This window comes from Streptomyces abyssomicinicus, assembly GCF_008974245.1.
Taxonomy (GTDB): domain Bacteria; phylum Actinomycetota; class Actinomycetes; order Streptomycetales; family Streptomycetaceae; genus Streptomyces; species Streptomyces abyssomicinicus.
Window position 1 is genome coordinate 1,523,752 of the sequence record NZ_BBZI01000005.1, and the last position, 18,730, is coordinate 1,542,481.

An 18,730-nucleotide genomic window follows, 5' to 3' on the forward strand; every position below is an offset into this window, starting at 1 on the left:
CTCTTCCACCGCACCGGCCCCCCGGACGGCCGCGGGCCCCGGCCGGGCGGCCGGGGCCCGCGGGTCGTCCTCCCGCGCGGTGCCGCCCGTCGTCAGGAGCGCTGGCGGGGCATGACCGGCTCGTCCCGCCGTACGGTGACGTCGTGGAGCGGTGGCGGCACGCAGATGCCCTCCGCCCGGAAGCGGCGGTGCAGGCGCTTGATGAACTCGTGCTTGATCCGGTACTGGTCGCTGAACTCGCCGACGCCCAGGATCACGGTGAAGTTGATCCGGGACTCCGCGAAGGTGTGGAAGCGGATCGCGGGCTCGTGCTCCGGCACCGCGCCCTCCACGTTCTTCATCACCTCGGCGACGACCTCGGCGGTGACCCGCTCCACGTGCTCCAGGTCGCTGTCGTAGCCGACACCGGCCTGCACCATGATCGTCAGGTCCTCGCCGGGGCGGCTGAAGTTGGTCATGTTGGTCCCGGCGAGCTTCCCGTTCGGGATGATCACCAGGTTCTGCGACAGGTTGCGGATGGTGGTCTGCCGCCAGTTGATGTCGACGACGTACCCCTCCTCGCCGCCGGCCAGCCGGATGTAGTCGCCGGTCCGCACCGTTCGCGAGGCGAGGATGTGGATGCCGGCGAACAGATTGGCCAGCGTGTCCTGCAGCGCCAGCGCCACCGCCAGACCGCCGACCCCCAGGGCGGTCAGCAGCGGCGCTATGGAGATGCCGAGCGACTGGAGGATCACCAGGAAGCCCAGCGCCACCACCGACACCCGGGTGATGTTCACGAAGATCGACGCCGAGGACGCCACCCCGGAACGCGACTGGGTGATGACACCGACCATGCCGCCCACCCCGCGGGCCAGGGTCAGCGTCACCACCGTGATCATCACCACGGTCAGGGCCTGGTTGACGGTCCGGCCCACAGCGGACGTCAGCGGCAGCAGCGCCGCGCCCGTCGCCACGCCGCCGAGGACGGCCGCCCACGGCACCACCGTGCGCAGCGCGCCCACGAGGACGTCGTCGCCCTGCCAGCGGGTGCGCTCCGCGTGCCGGCCCAGCCAGCGCATCAGTATCCGCGCCAGGAAGGCCAGCAGCAGACCGGCGCCCACCGCTATGCCCGCCCGGATCAGGTCCTGCAGCTCCAGCGCTCGGTTCACCGGGCGCCTCCAGGGCTTTCCGTCCGACGGAGGGGGAGTCTCGTCACCTTGTCACCTGTTCGGTTCGCCGGGGATGTGTTCCGCCGTCCCCCGGGTTCCCGGCCGACGCCGGCAGGGGGACCTCCGCCCGGACGCCTGCGTGGCCCGGGCGGGCGGACCCATCCTGCCGCACCCGGCCGACTGCCCGTCATCCGCCCTGGTCAGGCGGGTGGTTGAGCGCCGCCGCGCCGGAGCGGAGGGTCGGCCGCCCGGCGGCGTTGACCTCGACCACGGTCGAGGTCCTACCGTTCCGGACATGAGTATGGAGACCACCGCCTGGATGCAGCTCCACAGCGTGCTGAACGCCGACGAGCAGGCACGCCGCCGACCCCTGGCCCGCGCCACCGTGCGCCGCATCGCCGCCTTCGCCCGACCGCACCGCCGCCGGATCGCGCTGTTCCTGGTGCTCGGCGTCGCCACCGCCCTGCTCGCGGTCGCCGCGCCCGTCCTCGCCGGACGCGTCGTCGACGCGATCGTCTCCGGCGGCGACGAGGGCAGGGTGGTGCGGCTCGCCCTGCTGATCGCGCTGATCGCGGTGGTCGAGGCCGGACTCGGCATCCTCGCCCGCCGCCTCTCCGCCACCCTCGGCGAGGGCCTGATCCTCGACCTGAGGACCGCCGTCTTCGACCACGTCCAGCGGATGCCCGTCGCGTTCTTCACCCGCACCCGCACCGGAGCCCTGGTCAGCCGCCTCAACAACGACGTCATCGGCGCCCAGCGGGCGTTCGCCAACACCCTCTCCGGTGTCGTCAGCAACCTGGTCACCCTGGTCCTCACCCTCGTCGTGATGCTGACCCTGTCCTGGCAGATCACCCTGCTCGCCCTGGTGCTGCTGCCGGTCTTCGTCGTCCCCGCGCGCCGCATGGGCGGGATGATGGCCCGTCTCCAGCGTGAGGCCGCCGCCCACAACGCCGCCATGGGCACCCGGATGACCGAACGGTTCTCCGCCCCCGGCGCCACCCTGGTGAAGCTGTTCGGCCGCCCCGGCGAGGAGTCCGCCGAGTTCGCCGAGCGGGCCCGCCGGGTCCGTGACATCGGCATCCGCACCGCCACCGCCCAGTCCGTCTTCATGACCGCCCTGACCCTGGTCTCCGCGCTGGCCCTCGCCCTCGTGTACGGGCTCGGCGGCTGGTTCGCCCTGCGCGGCAGCCTGGAGGCGGGCTCCGTCGTCGCCCTCGCCCTGCTGCTGACCCGTCTCTACGCCCCGCTCACCTCACTGGCCGGGGCCCGGGTCGAGGTGATGACCGCGCTGGTCAGCTTCGAGCGGGTCTTCGAGGTCCTCGACCTCGAACCGCTGGTCCGCGAGCGGCCCGACGCCCGCGCGGTGCCCGACGGCCCGCTCACCGTGGAGTTCGACGACGTCCGGTTCGCCTACCCCGCCGCCGACAAGGTCTCGCTCGCCTCCCTCGAGGAGGTCGCCGCCCTCGACACACGCGGCGGCGAGGAGGTCCTGCACGGCGTCTCCTTCCGCGCCGAGCCCGGGCAGACCGTCGCCCTGGTCGGCTCCTCCGGCGCCGGCAAGTCCACCGTCGCCCAGCTGCTGCCGCGCCTGTACGACGCCGACTCCGGAGCGGTCCGCGTCGGCGGCGTCGACGTCCGCGACCTGACCGCGGCCTCGCTGCGCGGAGCGGTCGGCATGGTCACCCAGGACGGTCACCTCTTCCACGACACGGTCCGTGCCAACCTGCTGCTCGCCCGGCCCGGGGCGGGCGAGGACGAGCTGTGGGACGTGCTGCGACGGGCCCGGCTGGAAAACCTCGTCCGGTCCCTGCCGGACGGGCTGGACACCGTCGTGGGGGAGCGCGGCTACCGGCTCTCCGGCGGCGAGCGCCAGCGGATGACCATCGCCCGGCTGCTGCTCGCCCGCCAGCGCGTGGTCCTGCTGGACGAGGCCACCGCGCACCTCGACAACACCTCCGAGGCGGCCGTCCAGGAAGCCCTCGCCGAGGCCCTGGAAGGACGGACGGCCCTGGTGATCGCCCACCGGCTCTCCACCGTCCGCACCGCCGACCTGATCCTGGTGGTGGAGGCCGGCCGGGTCGTCGAACGCGGCACCCACGAGGAACTGCTCGCCCGCGGCGGCCGCTACGCCGAACTCCACCGGGCGCGCGGGGACGCGGAACCGGTGGCGGAGGCGGCCGTGTGACCGCTCCGGCACCGGAACGGGAGCCCACGGGACGGGGGCCGGCACGGTCACGGCGGACGGACCCCGGGGCGCGGGCCCCGTCCGCCCGACCCCGTCAGGAGCCGAGCGCCCAGAGGTGGACGGCCGACAGGTCGGCGGAACCGGTGGCCCAGGTGCCCGGTGCCGCGGGACGGGGACAGCCCGACACCCGGACCGGATAGCCGATCGGCCCCCGTACGGCCAGCGTGCGGCCGTCCACCAGCCAGTGACGGGGCTCGCCGGCCGTCTCCGTGGCCGCCACGACCGCGTCCTCGGCGGGGAACGCCGCCTCCAGGGCCCACAGGATCCGCTCCTCGGCCGTCACCCAGGGATCGACGGGGGACCACACGGGCTCGGCGCCGCCCGCCGCGTCGCGCAGGCACAGGACCGCCTGAAGGGTGTCCACGGTGAGGAGCCGCCGCCCGGACGGGCTGGAGGCCAGCAGGACCTCCTCGTCGAACCGGTCCACGGTGAGTGCCCGGCCGTCCCAACGCCCCCACAGCGCGGGAGAGTCCTCGTCCCCCTGCCCGACGCTCAGGCCCATGCGCGCGGGGTCCGGATGACGGCAGTGGTGGCCGGCCCCGAAGGTGCCGGTGTCCACCGACCCCAGCACGGTGCCGTCCGCCGCGTCGAGGACGGCCCACCGCTCCCGGGTCTCCCCGTCCGCCGCGTCCTGGCCGCCCGCCGTCTCCGGCGCACGGGAGCCCGCGTGGACCCGTACGTGCGCCCAGACCAGCTTCCCGTCCGCGGAGAACGCCGCGGAGCCGCCGTCCGCGCCCCGGTGGCCCCGGTCCCCGGCGTACTCGGCGAACGAGGAGTGCCGCACCGTGCACACCACGTCGGCCCAGCAGTCGTACCCGGCCTCCCACCGGGTGGTCCCGTCCGGCTCCACCGCCCGCAGCGCGTGCACCCCGGCGAAGAGCGCCAGTGAACCGTCGGGGGAGACGGCGGCGCCGCCGAAGTCGCGCGGCCACGGCGCGGGGAAGCGGACCGTGGCGCCGGACCCGTCCAGCCGCGCCGCCACCAGCTCCTCGTCGCCCCGCTGGACCAGCAGCGGGCCGCCCGGCCCCGGCTGCGTCCACACGTCCCTCTCCCGGCAGGGACCCAGCGGCAGCGCGACGGTGGTGACGAGACGGGCGGGGTACTCCACGGCGGCTCCCGGTGCGGTTCGGCGACGGACCCTGTATGACAAATCCTGAATTCTTCCACAACTATCCTTTACCTGGGAGGAGTTGACAGGCGGATGGCGCAACAACACCGCTGTCTGGAAGGGTGGCCCCATGAGCACGGCCGACCTCGTCCTTCTGCACACCTCGCCCGTCCACGTCCCGGTCTTCGACGCCCTGCGCGACGCGGACCACCCGGGCCTGGGGATGCGCCACCTCGTCGACGAGGGCCTGCTGGCGCGCGCCCGCGCGCACGGACCGGCCGCGGTCGCCGACGCGGTGGCGGGGACGCTGGCCGGGGCGGTCGCCGACGGCGCGCGAGCCGTGCTGTGCACCTGTTCCACTCTCGGCGGCGTGGCCGAGCGGGCCGCCGGGCGGGCGGGTGTGCCCGTGATCCGGGTCGACCGGCCCATGGCCGCCGCCGCGGTGGCCGCCGGGCGCCGGATCGCCGTGGTCGCCGCCGTCGAGAGCACCCTCGCACCGAGCGTGGATCTCGTCCGGGACGAGGCGGAGCGGGCCGGCCGGCCCGCCGAGATCCGCGCGCTGCTGGTGGAGGGCGCCTGGGCGCGTTTCGAGGCGGGGGACGCCGAGGGATACCTGCGGGCGGTCGCCCGGTTCGTCGACGGGGTCCGCGACGCCGACGTGGTGATGCTGGCCCAGGTCTCCATGGCATCGGCACGCGCGCTGGTCACTACTTCCGTCCCGGTGCTCGACGGACCGCGGACCGGCCTCGCGGCCGCCGCGCGGGCGGCGGGCCACGTGCTGCGGGGAGCCGATACGTCGTCGGGGTGAGTGGTTCTGCCCAGGGCGGGCAGGTGTGGAAGGAGTCCAGAAGCCGGCGCGGCGCCGCCGGAGCCGACTGGATGGGAGACAAGCCATGACCGAGCCGTTCCCCGCGCCCGGTCCCGCCCCGGAGCCGGGGCCCGGACCGGAGCCGTTCCCCGACCCCGTGCCCGAGCCGGGACCCAACCCGGTGCCGACCCCCGAACCGCCCGGACCACCCGGACCGACGCCGCCCCGACCGGCTCCTCCGGGGCCGAAGCCTCCGGGGCCGAAGCCCCCGGGGCCGACACCGCCGGAGCCGGGGCCCACGCCGCCGGGTCCGGGGCCCGTCCCGCCGGGGCCCTCGCCGTCCCCGATCCCGCAGCCGCCGGGGCCGGAGCCGGTGCCCGACCCCGAACCCGGCCCTCCGCGGTCCGCGGGTCCGCGGCTGTGACGTGAACCTCAGGGGCGTCCGGTGCTTTCGCGCCAGACGCCCCACCCCGCGTCCACCCGGGCATATTCGTCCGGTGAAATCCGTCAACTGGTGGTTTACCGGTATGCCGTCCTCGGCAGGCGGCCGAATTCCTTCTTGTGACCCTCTGTCACTGCGCTTACGTTCTGTGTCTCCTGACACGTGTCGAGGAGGCACCACATGGCCGCACGCGGTCGGCACCGCCGGTACCAGCCCACCAGACTCAACCGCGCCTCGCTCACCGTCACCGCCGGTGGCGCGGGCATCGCGCTCCCCCTGATGGGAGCCGGCACCGCCGAGGCGGCCGACGCCTCCACCTGGGACCGGGTGGCCGCCTGCGAGGCGAGCGGCGACTGGGACATCAACACCGGCAACGGCTACTACGGCGGTCTGCAGTTCAGCCAGTCCACCTGGGAGGCCTTCGGCGGGCGCGCCTACGCGCCGCGCGCCGACCAGGCCACCCGCGCGGAACAGATCGCGGTCGCCGAGAAGGTGCTGAAGACGCAGGGCCCGGGCGCCTGGCCGGTCTGCTCGCAGCGTGCCGGCCTGACCCGCGGCGGTCCCGCGCCCGCCCCCGGCGAGGGATCGGGCGGCACGTCGGGAACGGCCTCCGGCAAGGCCTCCGGCACCAAGGCCGGCGCCGAGCCGGGCACCGCCGCCCAGGCGGGAACCCGGAGCACCGACAAGAAGACCGGCGCGAAGGCGGACAAGAAGGCAGGCCAGAAGGACGTCGGCCCGCAGACCACGCCGCAGTCGCGGGCCGGGCGGACCGGCATGTACACCGTCGTCCGCGGTGACACGCTCTCCGCCATCGCCGACACCCGCGACGTCGACGGCGGCTGGCAGTCCCTGTACTCCGCCAACCGCTCCACCGTGGGGTCGGACCCCGATCTGATCATGCCGGGCCAGCGCCTGCGGATGCCGGACGGAGCCGCCGCCCCGCGCTCCGAGGCGCCCGCCGGGAAGAAGCCGGGCGGCGGGGAGAAGGCGGGCCGGCAGCAGAAGGCCGAGCCGCAGAAGCCGCGGACCGAGCCGAAGAAGCCCCAGCCCGAGAAGCGGGAGGAGGCGCGGAAGGCCGACCGGCAGAAGGAGACCGAGGCCCGGCCCGCCGGCGCGCGCAGCAGGGTCGCCCCGGTGAGCGCCGCTCTCGGCACCGCCTACCGGGCGAGCGGTTCCTCCTGGTCGAAGGGCTACCACACCGGCGTCGACTTCCCGGTGCCGACGGGCACCGCCGTGAAGTCGGTCGGCGCGGGCCAGGTCGTCACGGCGGGGTGGGGCGGATCGTTCGGCTACCAGGTGGTGGTCCGGCACCCCGACGGGCGCTACTCCCAGTACGCCCACCTGTCGGCGATCTCCGTGAAGTCCGGTCAGACGGTCACCGCCGGACAGCGGATCGGCCGCTCCGGCTCCACCGGCAACAGCTCCGGCCCGCACCTGCACTTCGAGATCCGCACCGGCCCCGGCTTCGGCAGCGACATCGACCCGGTCGCCTACCTGCGGGCGGGCGGGGTCGCCATGTGACCGCGGTCCCCGTCGCGGCGGCGGGCGCGCAGCCCGGCCGCCGCGGTGCCGTCGTCCTCCTCAGGTCCTCCCTGCGCCGGCACCCCGGCGCGGGCCCGGCCGGCCGACAGCAGCGCCAGCCCCGCCGCCGCGACCAGACCACAGCCCGTCGCCAGGGCCGCCCCGAGGCCGCCCATCCGGAACGACTCGCCGAACAGGGCCAGTCCCACCACCGTGGCGGCCACCGGGTTGACCACGGTCAGCGTGGCCAGCGGCGCGTGCAGGCCGCCGGCGTGGTAGGCCGACTGGGACAGCAGCAGTCCCGCGGCCGACAGCACCGCCACCGCCGCGACCGAGGGCAGACCCGACGGGACGAACCCGTCGGACTGGTCGGCGGCCACCGCCTTGGTGAAGACCGACCCCAGCCCGAAGGCGACACCCGACCCGGTGGCCAGCGCCGCCGCCCGGAGCGCCGGGCGGGTGCGCGAGCCCCGCGCCGCCGCCAGCAGCAGCGCCAGGACGCCCGCGGTCACCGCCAGCAGCGCGATCCGCTCACCGCCCGTCGGCGTCCGGGTGCCCGAACCGGAGACCAGCGTCAGCAGACCCGCCAGCCCGCCGGTGGCCAGCAGCGCCCCCCGCCAGGCGGTCCGGTCGCCCGCCGCCCGGCCCACGAACAACGCCGCCATGGGCAGGGCGAACACGATGGTCAGCGCGCCCAGCGGCTGCACCACACTGAGCGGACCCAGCGCGAGGGCGGCCACGTGCAGCGCGGCGCCCAGCCCGTTCAGGGCCACCGCAGACCACCACACCGGGTCCCCCAGGGGAGCGGTGGCCCCCTTGACCACGGCGACGCGCTCCTGCACGATCGCCCCGCCGGCGTACGCCACCGCGGAGACGAGCGAAAGGAGGACGGACCACATCAGGGCGCTCATCGGCCGCCCTCCGGCATTCGCTCCAGTTGCACGGACTCCACGATGCCGGTCACGCCTCTTCCCGTCGTCGTCCCGGAGGCGTCCTTCCGTCCTTCACGGATCCTCCTGACGACGGAGTACCCGGAGAGATCCGATCCTCCCCCGGACGGGTGACACGGCGCACAGGGAACCGGCAGGCTTAGCAGGTCGCGGCCGGGGGCACTCGGATCATGACCAAGGGGGCGGGTGAACCGTTGAGAGGAGCGGCGATGCGTCGTGGTGGGCCATCCGTACTCGGCATTGTGCTGGCAGGCGGCGAGGGAAAGCGCCTGATGCCGTTGACGGCGGACCGTGCCAAGCCGGCCGTCACCTTCGGCGGGACCTACCGCCTGGTCGACTTCGTGCTGTCCAACCTGGTCAACGGGGACATCCGGCACATCGCCGTGCTGACCCAGTACAAGTCGCACTCGCTGGACCGCCACATCACCACCACCTGGCGCATGTCCAGCCTGCTCGGCAACTACGTCACCCCGGTCCCCGCCCAGCAGCGGCTCGGCAAGCAGTGGTACCTCGGCAGCGCCGACGCCATCCACCAGTCGCTGAACCTCATCCGCGACGAGCAGCCCGACTACGTGGCCGTCTTCGGAGCCGACCACGTCTACCGGATGGACCCCCGCGAGATGCTGCGCCAGCACATCGACAGCGGCGCCGGCGCCACGGTGGCCGGCATCCGGGTGCCGCGCTCGGAGTCCTCCCAGTTCGGCGTCATCACCCCGTCCGCCGACGGCCGGACCGTGGAGCGCTTCCTGGAGAAGCCGGCCGACCCGCCGGGACTGGCCGACGACCCGGACTCCATCCTCGCCTCCATGGGCAACTACATCTTCACCACCGACGTGCTGGTGGAGGCCCTGCACAAGGACGCCGAGAACGAGGACTCCGACCACGACATGGGCGGCGACATCCTGCCCATGCTCACCGAGAGCGGCCAGGCCGCCGTCTACGACTTCAGCACCAACCACGTGCCCGGCGAGACCAAGCGCGACCAGGGCTACTGGCGGGACGTCGGCACCATCGACGCCTACTACGACGCCCACATGGACCTGCTCGCCGACCGGCCGGTGTTCAACCTCTACAACCGCGACTGGCCGGTCTACACCCACCACCCGATGCTCTCCCCGGCCCGCTTCAACGGCGGGGGCAACGCCACCGAGTCGATCGTGAGCGCCGGCTGCCTGATCCGCGGCCAGGTCACCCGCTCCGTGCTCTCCCCGGGCGTGGTCGTCGAACAGGACGCCGTCGTGCAGAACTCGGTGCTGCACGACAAGGTCCGCATCGGCCGGGGCGCCGTGGTGCGCAACGCCATCCTCGACAAGAACATCGACGTCCCGCCGGGTGCGACCATCGGCGTCAACCCCGAGCGCGACGCCGAGCTCTACACCGTCTCCGACAACGGCGTGGTGGTGCTGGAGAAGGGGCAGCACGTACCGGCGCCGATGTGAGACACGACGCCCTGACCGTCGCCCGTTTGGCGGACCCTCCCAGCCGTCAGTATCCTCCCCACCTGGTGGGACGGAATCGGACGAAGGTCCGCTGAACGGCTCCCACCTCTTTCCTGTGGGAGCCGCGCGGTCACTCGATCGAGCTACGCGGCTGAATGAGTGACGCGAGGAACACAGCGGCGATGACGGTGACGGACGACAGCCAGGGCACTGCCACGCGCGAGCCGGCGGCGGAGACGGGCGGGGCGGAGATCCCCGCCCAGCAGGAGTGGGGGCCGGGGATCGACCCCGAGCGTCTGGCGGTCTGCCTGAGCGTCCTGGAGGAGCTCGACCGGATCGAGGTCGACCACCCCGACGCCATCCAGGTGCGACGCGCCACCTCGCACATCTACCGGACGGTCAAGCAGCGCCGCCGCCAGGAGCGCCGCGCCGCCAAGACCGCGCACGACCGCGCCGTCACCGAGGCGACCGCCACCGGCTCCGCGCAGCGCATCGACGACGAGACGGCCGGCATCCTGCCGTCCTCCTCCGTCGAGGAGGGCCGCCGGATCGCGGGCGTGCTCCGGCGCCCCCGCTCCTGCTACACCTGCAAGGACCGGTATCTCGAGGTCGACTACTTCTACCACCAGCTGTGCCCCAGGTGCGCCGACGAGAACCGGGCCCGGCGCGACGCCCGCACCGACCTGACCGGCCGGCGCGCGCTGCTCACCGGCGGCCGGGCCAAGATCGGCATGTACATCGCGCTCCGTCTGCTGCGGGACGGCGCGCACACCACCGTCACCACCCGCTTCCCCAACGACGCCATCCGCCGCTTCAAGGCGATGCCGGACAGCGACGAGTGGATCCACCGGCTCGACATCGTCGGCATCGACCTGCGCGACCCCGCCCAGGTGGTCGCGCTGGCCGACTCCGTCGCCGCCCAGGGGCACCTGGACATCCTGATCAACAACGCCGCCCAGACCGTGCGCCGTTCCCCGCAGGCATACGGCGAGCTGCTCGCCGCCGAGTCGGCTCCGCTGCCCGCGGGCGAGCTGCCGGCCGCCCGCGTCATCGGCGCGTTCGGCTCCGGCGCGGTCGCCGCCCTGCCGGTGTCCGGCGGCGGGGCGATCACCGCCCAGGAGGTCACCGACCTCGCCCTGGTCTCCGGCTCGGCGTCCCTGGAGCGGATCGCGGCGGGAACCGCCATCGACGCGGGCGGCCTCGTCCCCGACCTGCACGACACCAACAGCTGGGTGCAGTCCGTCGAGCAGGTCACCCCGGTGGAACTGCTGGAGGTCCAGCTCTGCAACTCCACCGCGCCGTTCATCCTCATCAGCCGGCTCCGCCAGGCGATGGCCGCCTCGCCGAACCGCCGCACCTACATCGTCAACGTCTCCGCCATGGAAGGCGTCTTCGAACGTGGCTACAAGGGCGCCGGACACCCGCACACCAACATGGCCAAGGCGGCCCTGAACATGCTGACGCGCACCAGCGCGCAGGAGATGTTCGAGGCGGACCGCATCCTGATGACCGCCGTGGACACCGGCTGGATCACCGACGAGCGTCCGCACCCGGACAAGGTGCGCCTCGCCGAGGCCGGATTCCACGCGCCGCTGGACCTGATCGATGGCGCGGCCAGGGTCTACGACCCGATCGTGCGCGGTGAGGCGGGCGAGGATCTGTACGGGGTCTTCATGAAGGACTACGCGCCCGGCAAGTGGTGACCCGGAACGGGTAGGCCCGACCGGACGGGCCGGACGGGCCGGGCGGGGGAGCGGGAGACCCAGGAGCCGGGGACCGCGTGACATCAGACGGTTACGCAAAGTTTTCGGCGCTATCGAGCGGGAGGCCGCTCATTTGGTTAACCTGGGACGGACGGACAGTGCGACGAGGTCCTACCGGCCGCGTCCCCGTCCGTCACCGGACAGACCGGACTCGCCGGCCTGCCCGCGACGAGGTGCCGGCGCCACCGCGCTCGAACGCCCTCCCTACCGACCCGCACCCGGGAGGCGCCCGGGCGTCGAGCACAACGACGACGCCGAGCCTCGAGGGTGACCCAGACATGAGGAGTGCGCGGTGACACCGGAGAAGACGACGTCCACCACGGCGATCGCGAGCGAAACCCCCGTCGGCCGGAGCGGGACCGACGGCGACGGGCCCCTGGGCAGCCTGGAGGTGTGGGCGCGCTCCGCGCCCATCAGGCTGGCCGGCTACGAGGACGACCTCGCGGAACCGCACATCCTGCCCAGCGTCGACTGACGGACGCGGGCGGGCGAGGCACGGCGCCACCGACGGCGGCAGGTCCACGACCGGCCGCCGTCCGTCGTACGCCGCCGTCGGAGCGGTGAGCGTGCTCGGCGGGCACCCGGTGCGCCCTCGGTGGGAGCCCGGCGCGCCCTCGGCGGGCGCTCAGGAAAGCCGGGTGGGCGGCAGGAAGTCCCGGACGTACTCGCGGACCCAGTGCGCACCGGTGCGCCGCCGCTCCTCACGCGTCGCGAAGCGGTAGCGGAAGAGCCGGGCGCGCACCCAGCGCGGCGGCGCCCCGGGCGGGAACGGCGAGCTCCGCAGCAGCCGCAGCGTCTCCCGGTCGCCCTCCAGCAGCTTCTCCACGAAGGCCGTGAACCACCTGGCCGGCACCGGCGACAGCGCGAGGAACCACATCAGCCAGTCCAGCCGCAGGTGGTACGGGGCGAACTGCCGCGGCCGGCGGCGGACGTCGCCCGGCTTCCCCTTGAACTCATAGGCCCGCCAGACGGATTCCCGCCGCGGCCGGTCGTCGTCGGTGCCCTCCACCACCACCTCGTGCCGCACCCGCGTGACGCTCCCGAAGGCCCCGTAGGTGTTGACCAGGTGGAGCGGGTCGAAGGACCGGTTCATCGCCTGCCGGCGGGAGAGCAGGTTGCGCGCCGGGTTGCGGCTCAGCCACAGCAGCACCGCGGCCACGGCGAGAACGGTGATCTCGTACCAGAGCGGTGCTCCGGGCGCGGGCCGGGGCGCGGGGTCCCCCGGCCACCTGACGGCCGGCAGGGCGATCACCACGGTCAGCCAGTTCAGCCAGGAGAAGTTCCCCGAGACGATCAGCCACAGCTGTGTGACGATCATCAGCGCGGCCGCCCAGGAGGCCACCGGCTGCGGGGTGAAGAGCAGGAACGGCACGGCCAGCTGGGTGACGTGGTTGGCGGCCGCCTCCACCCGGTGCAGCGGCTTCGGCAGCAGGTGGAAGAGCCGGCTGAGCGGCCCGGGCATCGGCTGGGTCTCGTGGTGGTGGTACAGACAGGTGAGCTCGCGCCAGCAGGCGTCGCCGCGCATCTTGATCATGCCGGCGCCGAACTCCAGCCGGAACAGCAGCCACCGCAGGAGGAACAGCACCACCACCGGGGGACCCACCTCGTCGTTGCCCAGCAGCACCGCGAGGAAGCCGGTCTCCAGCAGCAGCGACTCCCAGCCGAACGCGTACCAGGTCTGCCCGATGTTGACGACCGACAGGTACAGCGCCCACGGCGCGAGCCACAGCAGCATCGAGGCCCACAGCGGCACCAGATCGCCCACCCCCGCCAGCAGGGCCGCCGACACCGCGCACCCCGTCCAGGCGCAGGCCGCGAAGAGGCGGTCGGAGAAGCGCAGCCGGAACAGGCTCGGCGCCTGCCGCCAGTGCGTCCGCTCCAGGAACCGCGGGGCCGGCGTCAGCCCCCGCTCGCCGATCAGCGGTCGGAACTGCAGCGCCGCGCAGAGGAAGGCCACCAGGTAGACGGCGGCCAGACCCCGCTGGAAGACCAGGCGGCCCGTCCAGTACTCCGGTGCGGTGAACCACTCCACGACCCCGGCACTCCTTCCCGGCGGCCGCCGCGCCCTCGCGCGCCGGTCGCCGTCCGTGACGCCCGCCCTCCGTTTGCGTGACCGTACCCCGCCGGGCAGACAATGGTCCGGGCAGACATGGGTGACGAAGTGCCCCGAACCGCGTGGGAGGACACCGTGCGCGCACCGATCAGAGCCGCCGTCGTGGCCTGCGCCGTACCGCTCGCCCTGCTCGGCGCCTCGCCGGCGGGGGAGCGCCCCGGCGGGGCGGGCGCGGAGAAGGGGGCGCGGCCGGACGGCGGCGTCGTCGAGGGCGGCGCGGTCTCCGGGGTGACCTCCGGGCGGGTGGCCGTGGTGGACGCGGACAGCGTCTTCGGCAGCCCCACCGACGTCTTCGGTGACTGAGCGCGCGTCCCGCCGGGCCCCGGGGAAGGCGGGGCGCGGAAGACGGGTCGAAGAAACGGACAAATCCTGGCAAAGTGGGCTCCATGGCTGATGGGGACACCGTGGAGACCGCACTCCCGGAGGAGTGGCCCGACAGCCCGTTCCCGATCCTGGCGCTCAACCGGATGGGCAGCTTCGAGTGGGACCTGGCCGCCGGCCGCTTCCACATGGACGCCCGGGCGCACGAGATCTTCGACCTCCGTCCCGAGGAGTTCGACGGCACCCCCGAGGCGCTGAGCCCCCGGGTCCCGACCGAGGAGGGCACCCGCCTCGACGAGGCGGTCACCCGCGCGATCAAGGAGGGCGACGAGAACTACGGCGCCTACTTCCGCGTCCGCCGCCGCGACGGAACCCTGCACTGGACCCACACCCAGGGCTACATCCGGCGCGACGACGACGGCCACGCCCGCCGGGTCTTCGGCATCGTCCGGGACGCCACCCAGGAGCTGAGGGAGAGCGAGGCACGGCTGGAACAGGCCGTCGAGGACGAGGCGCGCCGCCGCCAGACCGACGTCGTCCAGACCCTGACCGCCGCCCTCTCCGCCGCCCGCACCGTCCGCGACGTCTTCCGGGTGCTCGGCGAGGCCCACCAGCGGACCCCGCTGGGCGTCTCCCTGGTGGTGCTGGGCATGGTGCAGGGCGACCGCGTCGTCCTCGTCACCGAGGAGCCCCAGGAGGCCGTCCCCGGCACCCGCATCACCCGGCTGGACGAGCCCTACCCCATGAGCGAGGTGGTCCGCACGCTCAGTCCGCGCTACATCGAGTCGCCCAGGGAGTTCGCGGTCAACTACCCCCTGCTCTGGGAGCAGCTGGTCCCCCTCCAGATCACCTCGGCCGCCTACCTCCCGCTGATCGCCGAGGGCAAGGCGGTCGGCGCCGCCGGGCTGCTCTACAGCGGGCGCCGCGGCTTCACCCCGCAGGACCGCGCACTGCTCGGCGCGCTCGCCGGAAGCCTCGCCCAGAGCCTCCAGCGCGCCATGCTCTACGAGCAGCAGATGGACCTCGCGCAGGGCCTCCAGCAGGCCATGCTGCCCCGCACCATCCCCAGCGTCCCCGGCGCCGACATCGCCGTCCGCTACCGCTCGGCCGCCGCCGGACGTGACATCGGCGGCGACTGGTACGACCTGATCCCGCTCCCCGGCGGCCGGGTCGGCGCCGTGATCGGCGACGTGCAGGGGCACGACACCCACGCCGCAGCCGTCATGGGCCAGCTGCGGATCGTGCTGCGCGCCTACGCCGCCGAGGGGCACACGCCGGGCACCGTCATGGCCCGGGCCTCCGTCTTCCTCCACGAGCTGGACACCGACCGGTTCGCCACCTGCCTGTACGCCGAGGTGGACCCCACCACCGGCGTGGTCAAGTTGGTGCGCGCCGGGCACCTCGACCCGATCCTGCGCGGCGGCGACGGTGCCTGCCGCCGCGTCCCCGTCGAGGGCGGCCTGCCGCTCGGCCTGTCCGCCGAGTTCGGCACCCTCACCTATCCGGTCACCACCTTCGAGCTGTCCACGTACCAGACCCTGGTGCTCTGCACGGACGGACTGGTCGAGCTTCCCGGTGACGACCTCTCCGTCGGCGTGCAGGACCTGATGGACGACATCTCCCGGGGCCCCGACGACGTCCGCGGCCTCGCCGACGCCCTGATCGAACGGGCCGACCGCAGGGGCGGGGACGACGACGTCGCCCTCCTGCTGCTGCGCCGCCGTGGCCCCGGACGGCAGCGGACCGGCGGGCAGCTCAGGCAGCAGGTCGTCCCAGGCGACCCGGACGCGCTGGCCGAGACCCGCCACATGATCCGGGCCGCGGTACGGGCGTGGGGCACCGTGGAGCGGGCCGACGAGATCGAGCTGGCCGCGGACGAGCTGATCACCAACGCCCTGATGCACACCGAGGGCTGCGCCACCGTCACCCTGCGGGTGATCCTGGGGCCGCAGCGGCTGCTGCGCATCGAGGTGGAGGACAGCTCCAGCGCCCTGCCGCACCGGCGGGACCCCGGCCCGGTGGGGATGAGCGGCCGCGGCCTCATGCTGGTCGACCTGCTGGCCGACAGCTGGGGCGTCGAGGCGCGCGGCGGCGGCAAGTGCGTGTGGTGCGAGTTCGTCATGACGTCGCCCGCCGCCGGGGACGGCCCGGGCGCCGGGTGAGCGGCGCCGTGGGGCGGGCCGGTGCCGGTGGGCGGCGCCGCCGGGGGCGGGCCGGAGCGTCCCGTGGCAGGCTGGGGGTATGCCCGAGCTGCCGGAGGTGGAGGCCCTCAGGGACTTCCTCCAGGACCACCTGGTCGGGCGGGAGTTCGTCCGCGTGCTCCCGCTCGCCGTCAGCGTCCTGAAGACCTACGACCCCCCGCCCTCCGCCCTGGAGGGGCGGCGGGTGGCGGCCGTACGACGGCACGGCAAGTTCCTGGACGTCGCCACGGCCGACGAGGGACCGCGGCTGGTGACCCACCTGGCCCGGGCCGGCTGGCTCCAGTGGCGCGACAGCGTCCCCGCCGCCCCGCCCCGCCCCGGCAAGGGCCCGCTCGCCCTGCGGGCGGTCCTGGACCACGGGCAGGGCTTCGACCTCACCGAGGCCGGCACCCAGAAGCGGCTCGCCGTGTACGTCGTCCAGGACCCCGCCGAGGTACCCGGCATCGCCCGGCTCGGCCCCGACCCGCTGGCCGTGGACTTCGACGAGGCGCGGTTCACCGCGCTGCTCGCGGGGGAGCGGCGGCAGCTCAAGGGCGCCCTGCGCGACCAGAGCCTGATCGCGGGCGTCGGCAACGCCTACAGCGACGAGATCCTGCACGCGGCCCGGATGTCCCCGTTCAAGCTCACCGGCTCGCTCACGCCCGAGGAGACCCACCGGCTCTACGAGGCGCTGCGCTCCACGCTCACCGAGGCGGTGGAACGCTCCCGCGGGGTGGCCGCGGGGCGGCTGAAGGCCGAGAAGCGGAGCGGGCTGCGGGTGCACGGCCGCACCGGGCAGCCCTGCCCGGTGTGCGGGGACACCGTCCGCGAGGTGTCGTTCGCCGACTCCTCGCTGCAGTACTGCCCCACCTGCCAGACCGGCGGCCGCCCACTCGCCGACCGCCGCCTGTCCCGACTGCTCAAGTAGCCCGGCCCGTGCCCCGGGCCGGTGCGACCGCGGTGGCGGCCCGGCGGCCCGGCGATCCGGCGCGCGGATCTTCGCATGGTCCGGTCGACGGCCTTCCGCGGAGACGACGTCAGGCGTGACAGCGGAGCCGGACGAGGATCGTGTCGCCGGGAAGGTCCGCGAGGTACGCGGCCTCGCCGCCGTGCCACGCGGGAGGCTCCGGCGGGTCGTGGGGGCACGTGTCCGGCTCGCAGAAGGCGTGGACGGCATCGGCGCCGCGCTCCAGCCACCAACCGTCCTCGGTGAGCACGTCCGTGCACGGCGGTCCCGACGCGGTGAGCTTGCCGATGTACTCGGCACGTGTCCCCTCGAACCCCATCACCGGGTGCTCCAGGGGACCGCTGGGTCCGACGAACTGCAGATGCCCCAGGCCCAGACTGAAGGGATGGTCGAGGTATGCCTTGATCAACGGCTGGTTCCGGTAGGCGGCGAGCATCTCGTCCCCCCACCGGTCACCGGGGAACGCGTCAGGATCGTTCCACCAGCGGTCGACGAACACCGCGAGGGGAATCGCCGGAGGATGGAGCGCCGACAGGCTGTGCCACAGGTCCCAGGACGCGGCGACCGCGCGCTCGGAGGCGAGAGCCGGCCGGGAGAAGTCGAGCAGGGCACGCGGTCCTCCGGCGCAGACGCCCGGGACACTGGGGAGGGGTGACCCGTCGGATCCAGGGTCGTCATGGACCAGCCGGGGATCGTCCCAGTATCCAGGGGCGACCGCGAAACCCCTGCCGGAGCTGCCTCCGGCGACACGTCGCGCGTCCCACATGCCGCGGTCCACGGGGTTGTCGTCCGTGTCCATGAAGAAGGGCGCGAGAGCCTTCGAGAGCGCCTCTTCCACATCGCCCGCGGCCTCCCCCGGCAGACATACCGTCACCCACAAGCCGGCCATCCGCCCCGCCTCCCCACGTCGGTGAAGGGCATGATCGCACGCCGTGCACCACGTGTCGCGGCCGCGGAACAGGGCGCGGGAGGACCGGGGTCCGCCGCCGTGGGCGCCCGGTGGTCGCGTGCCTGGGTGGCGTGCCCGGGGACCGGGGCACGAGACCGGGGACCGCGGAGCCGGGTCCGCCGGCTCTCCGGGGGCTCCAGGACCGCTCAGAACAGGTGGATGGCCAGGTGGCCCAGTGGCAGGCCGAGCTGCCAGGCCGGGGTCCACCGCTGCGGGCCGTCCTCCCCGGGCACCGGACCGCCTCCGGGCACCGCGTCCAGGTCGGGAGCGAGCAGCTCGGTCTCCTCCAGCCAGCGCCAGGCGGCCAGGGCCAGCCGCAGATCCGGTCCCGGCCGGCCGCCGCCCGCGTCCGCCTCGGCGGTGAGCGCGGCCAGCCGGTCGCGGACCCAGTCCTGCCAGGGCTGGTCGTAGGCGGTCAGGGAACGCCAGGTCTCCAGCCGCGTCACCACCTGGACCCCGCTCAGCTCGCCCTCCAGGTCGGAGAGGAACACCGTCAGGGCCAGCGCGTCACGCCCCGCCCGGTACTCGAACGAGGTCGGCGGCATCAGGTCCCCCGACCGCAGCAGCTCGTCGGCGATGTACTCGGCGTACAGCCACGCCATCGGAACCGTCAGCCGGTCCGGCTCCGAGCGGTCGTGTCCTCTGGTCACCATGTCTGCCTGCCTTCCTCCGGTGGACGCACCGCCGGACGGCCCCTTCCGTCCTGAACGGACCGATGGGAACAGCCGATTACTCAACCATGGTCATCGGCAAGGCGCTTTAAGAAGGCTTGACCC

At 73.9% G+C, this 18,730-nt stretch carries 15 protein-coding genes; 9 read left to right on the top strand and 6 right to left on the bottom strand.

All coding sequences use genetic code 11. The features are described 5' to 3' along the window. Positions 1 to 92: 92 nt before the first annotated feature. On the bottom strand, positions 93 to 1,148 hold the full coding sequence (locus GBN72_RS06380; protein ID WP_151770585.1) for a mechanosensitive ion channel family protein: 1,056 nt from the start codon (positions 1,146 to 1,148) through the stop codon (positions 93 to 95). A 295-nt stretch (positions 1,149 to 1,443) separates the two neighbouring features. On the opposite strand from GBN72_RS06380, the gene GBN72_RS06385 reads away from it, so the two are divergent. After that, positions 1,444 to 3,333: an ABC transporter ATP-binding protein gene (locus GBN72_RS06385; protein WP_151770586.1), complete on the top strand. Its 1,890-nt coding sequence runs from the start codon at positions 1,444 to 1,446 to the stop codon at positions 3,331 to 3,333. Positions 3,334 to 3,427: 94 nt separating this feature from the next. On the opposite strand, the gene GBN72_RS06390 is transcribed toward GBN72_RS06385, so the two are convergent. Beyond that, entirely contained in the window at positions 3,428 to 4,501 is a 1,074-nt protein-coding gene (locus tag GBN72_RS06390; RefSeq protein WP_246212283.1) for a hypothetical protein, read from the bottom strand. 130 nt (positions 4,502 to 4,631) lie between these two features. On the opposite strand from GBN72_RS06390, the gene GBN72_RS06395 reads away from it, so the two are divergent. Beyond that, positions 4,632 to 5,309 (top strand): aspartate/glutamate racemase family protein, encoded by a 678-nt coding sequence (locus tag GBN72_RS06395; RefSeq protein WP_151770587.1) that lies wholly within the window; start codon positions 4,632 to 4,634, stop codon positions 5,307 to 5,309. 622 nt (positions 5,310 to 5,931) lie between these two features. Next, positions 5,932 to 7,272, top strand: a complete 1,341-nt coding sequence (locus tag GBN72_RS06405; RefSeq protein WP_151770588.1) for a transglycosylase family protein — start codon at positions 5,932 to 5,934, stop codon at positions 7,270 to 7,272. Here GBN72_RS06405 and GBN72_RS06410 read toward each other — a convergent pair. Continuing rightward, on the bottom strand, positions 7,242 to 8,183 hold the full coding sequence (locus tag GBN72_RS06410) for a DMT family transporter (protein WP_151770589.1): 942 nt from the start codon (positions 8,181 to 8,183) through the stop codon (positions 7,242 to 7,244). The genes GBN72_RS06405 and GBN72_RS06410 overlap by 31 nt on opposite strands. A 248-nt stretch (positions 8,184 to 8,431) precedes the next feature. Between GBN72_RS06410 and glgC the strand changes: the two genes are divergently transcribed. From glgC to GBN72_RS06425, 3 genes are all read left to right on the top strand, one after another. After that, a complete protein-coding gene (gene glgC, locus GBN72_RS06415) occupies positions 8,432 to 9,661 on the top strand; it encodes a glucose-1-phosphate adenylyltransferase (RefSeq protein WP_151770590.1) in 1,230 nt (409 codons plus the stop codon). Between the two features lie 182 nt (positions 9,662 to 9,843). Further along, positions 9,844 to 11,364 (top strand): SDR family NAD(P)-dependent oxidoreductase, encoded by a 1,521-nt coding sequence (locus GBN72_RS06420; RefSeq protein WP_246212284.1) that lies wholly within the window; start codon positions 9,844 to 9,846, stop codon positions 11,362 to 11,364. 352 nt (positions 11,365 to 11,716) lie between these two features. Next, positions 11,717 to 11,899: a hypothetical protein gene (locus GBN72_RS06425; protein ID WP_151770591.1), complete on the top strand. Its 183-nt coding sequence runs from the start codon at positions 11,717 to 11,719 to the stop codon at positions 11,897 to 11,899. A gap of 150 nt (positions 11,900 to 12,049) precedes the next feature. Here GBN72_RS06425 and GBN72_RS06430 read toward each other — a convergent pair whose 3' ends face one another. Continuing rightward, entirely contained in the window at positions 12,050 to 13,456 is a 1,407-nt protein-coding gene (locus GBN72_RS06430) for a lipase maturation factor family protein (RefSeq protein ID WP_151770592.1), read from the bottom strand. Between the two features lie 156 nt (positions 13,457 to 13,612). Here GBN72_RS06430 and GBN72_RS06435 point away from each other — a divergent pair, with 156 nt between their 5' ends. The 3 genes from GBN72_RS06435 (at position 13,613) to GBN72_RS06445 (ending at position 16,966) form a co-directional block, all read left to right on the top strand. Beyond that, positions 13,613 to 13,840 (top strand): hypothetical protein, encoded by a 228-nt coding sequence (locus GBN72_RS06435; RefSeq protein ID WP_151770593.1) that lies wholly within the window; start codon positions 13,613 to 13,615, stop codon positions 13,838 to 13,840. Between the two features lie 83 nt (positions 13,841 to 13,923). Continuing rightward, positions 13,924 to 16,020, top strand: coding sequence for a SpoIIE family protein phosphatase (locus GBN72_RS06440; RefSeq protein WP_151770594.1), 2,097 nt, complete (start codon positions 13,924 to 13,926; stop codon positions 16,018 to 16,020). A 79-nt stretch (positions 16,021 to 16,099) separates the two neighbouring features. Next, entirely contained in the window at positions 16,100 to 16,966 is an 867-nt protein-coding gene (locus GBN72_RS06445; RefSeq protein ID WP_151770595.1) for an Fpg/Nei family DNA glycosylase, read from the top strand. A gap of 109 nt (positions 16,967 to 17,075) precedes the next feature. On the opposite strand, the gene GBN72_RS06450 is transcribed toward GBN72_RS06445, so the two are convergent. Then, complete coding sequence (locus GBN72_RS06450; RefSeq protein ID WP_151770596.1) at positions 17,076 to 17,894, bottom strand: hypothetical protein; 819 nt, start codon at positions 17,892 to 17,894, stop codon at positions 17,076 to 17,078. 206 nt (positions 17,895 to 18,100) lie between these two features. Next, positions 18,101 to 18,607 carry a hypothetical protein gene (locus GBN72_RS06455; protein ID WP_151770597.1) on the bottom strand — a complete coding sequence of 169 codons (507 nt, stop codon included), beginning with the start codon at positions 18,605 to 18,607 and terminating at the stop codon, positions 18,101 to 18,103. Positions 18,608 to 18,730 lie beyond the last annotated feature (123 nt).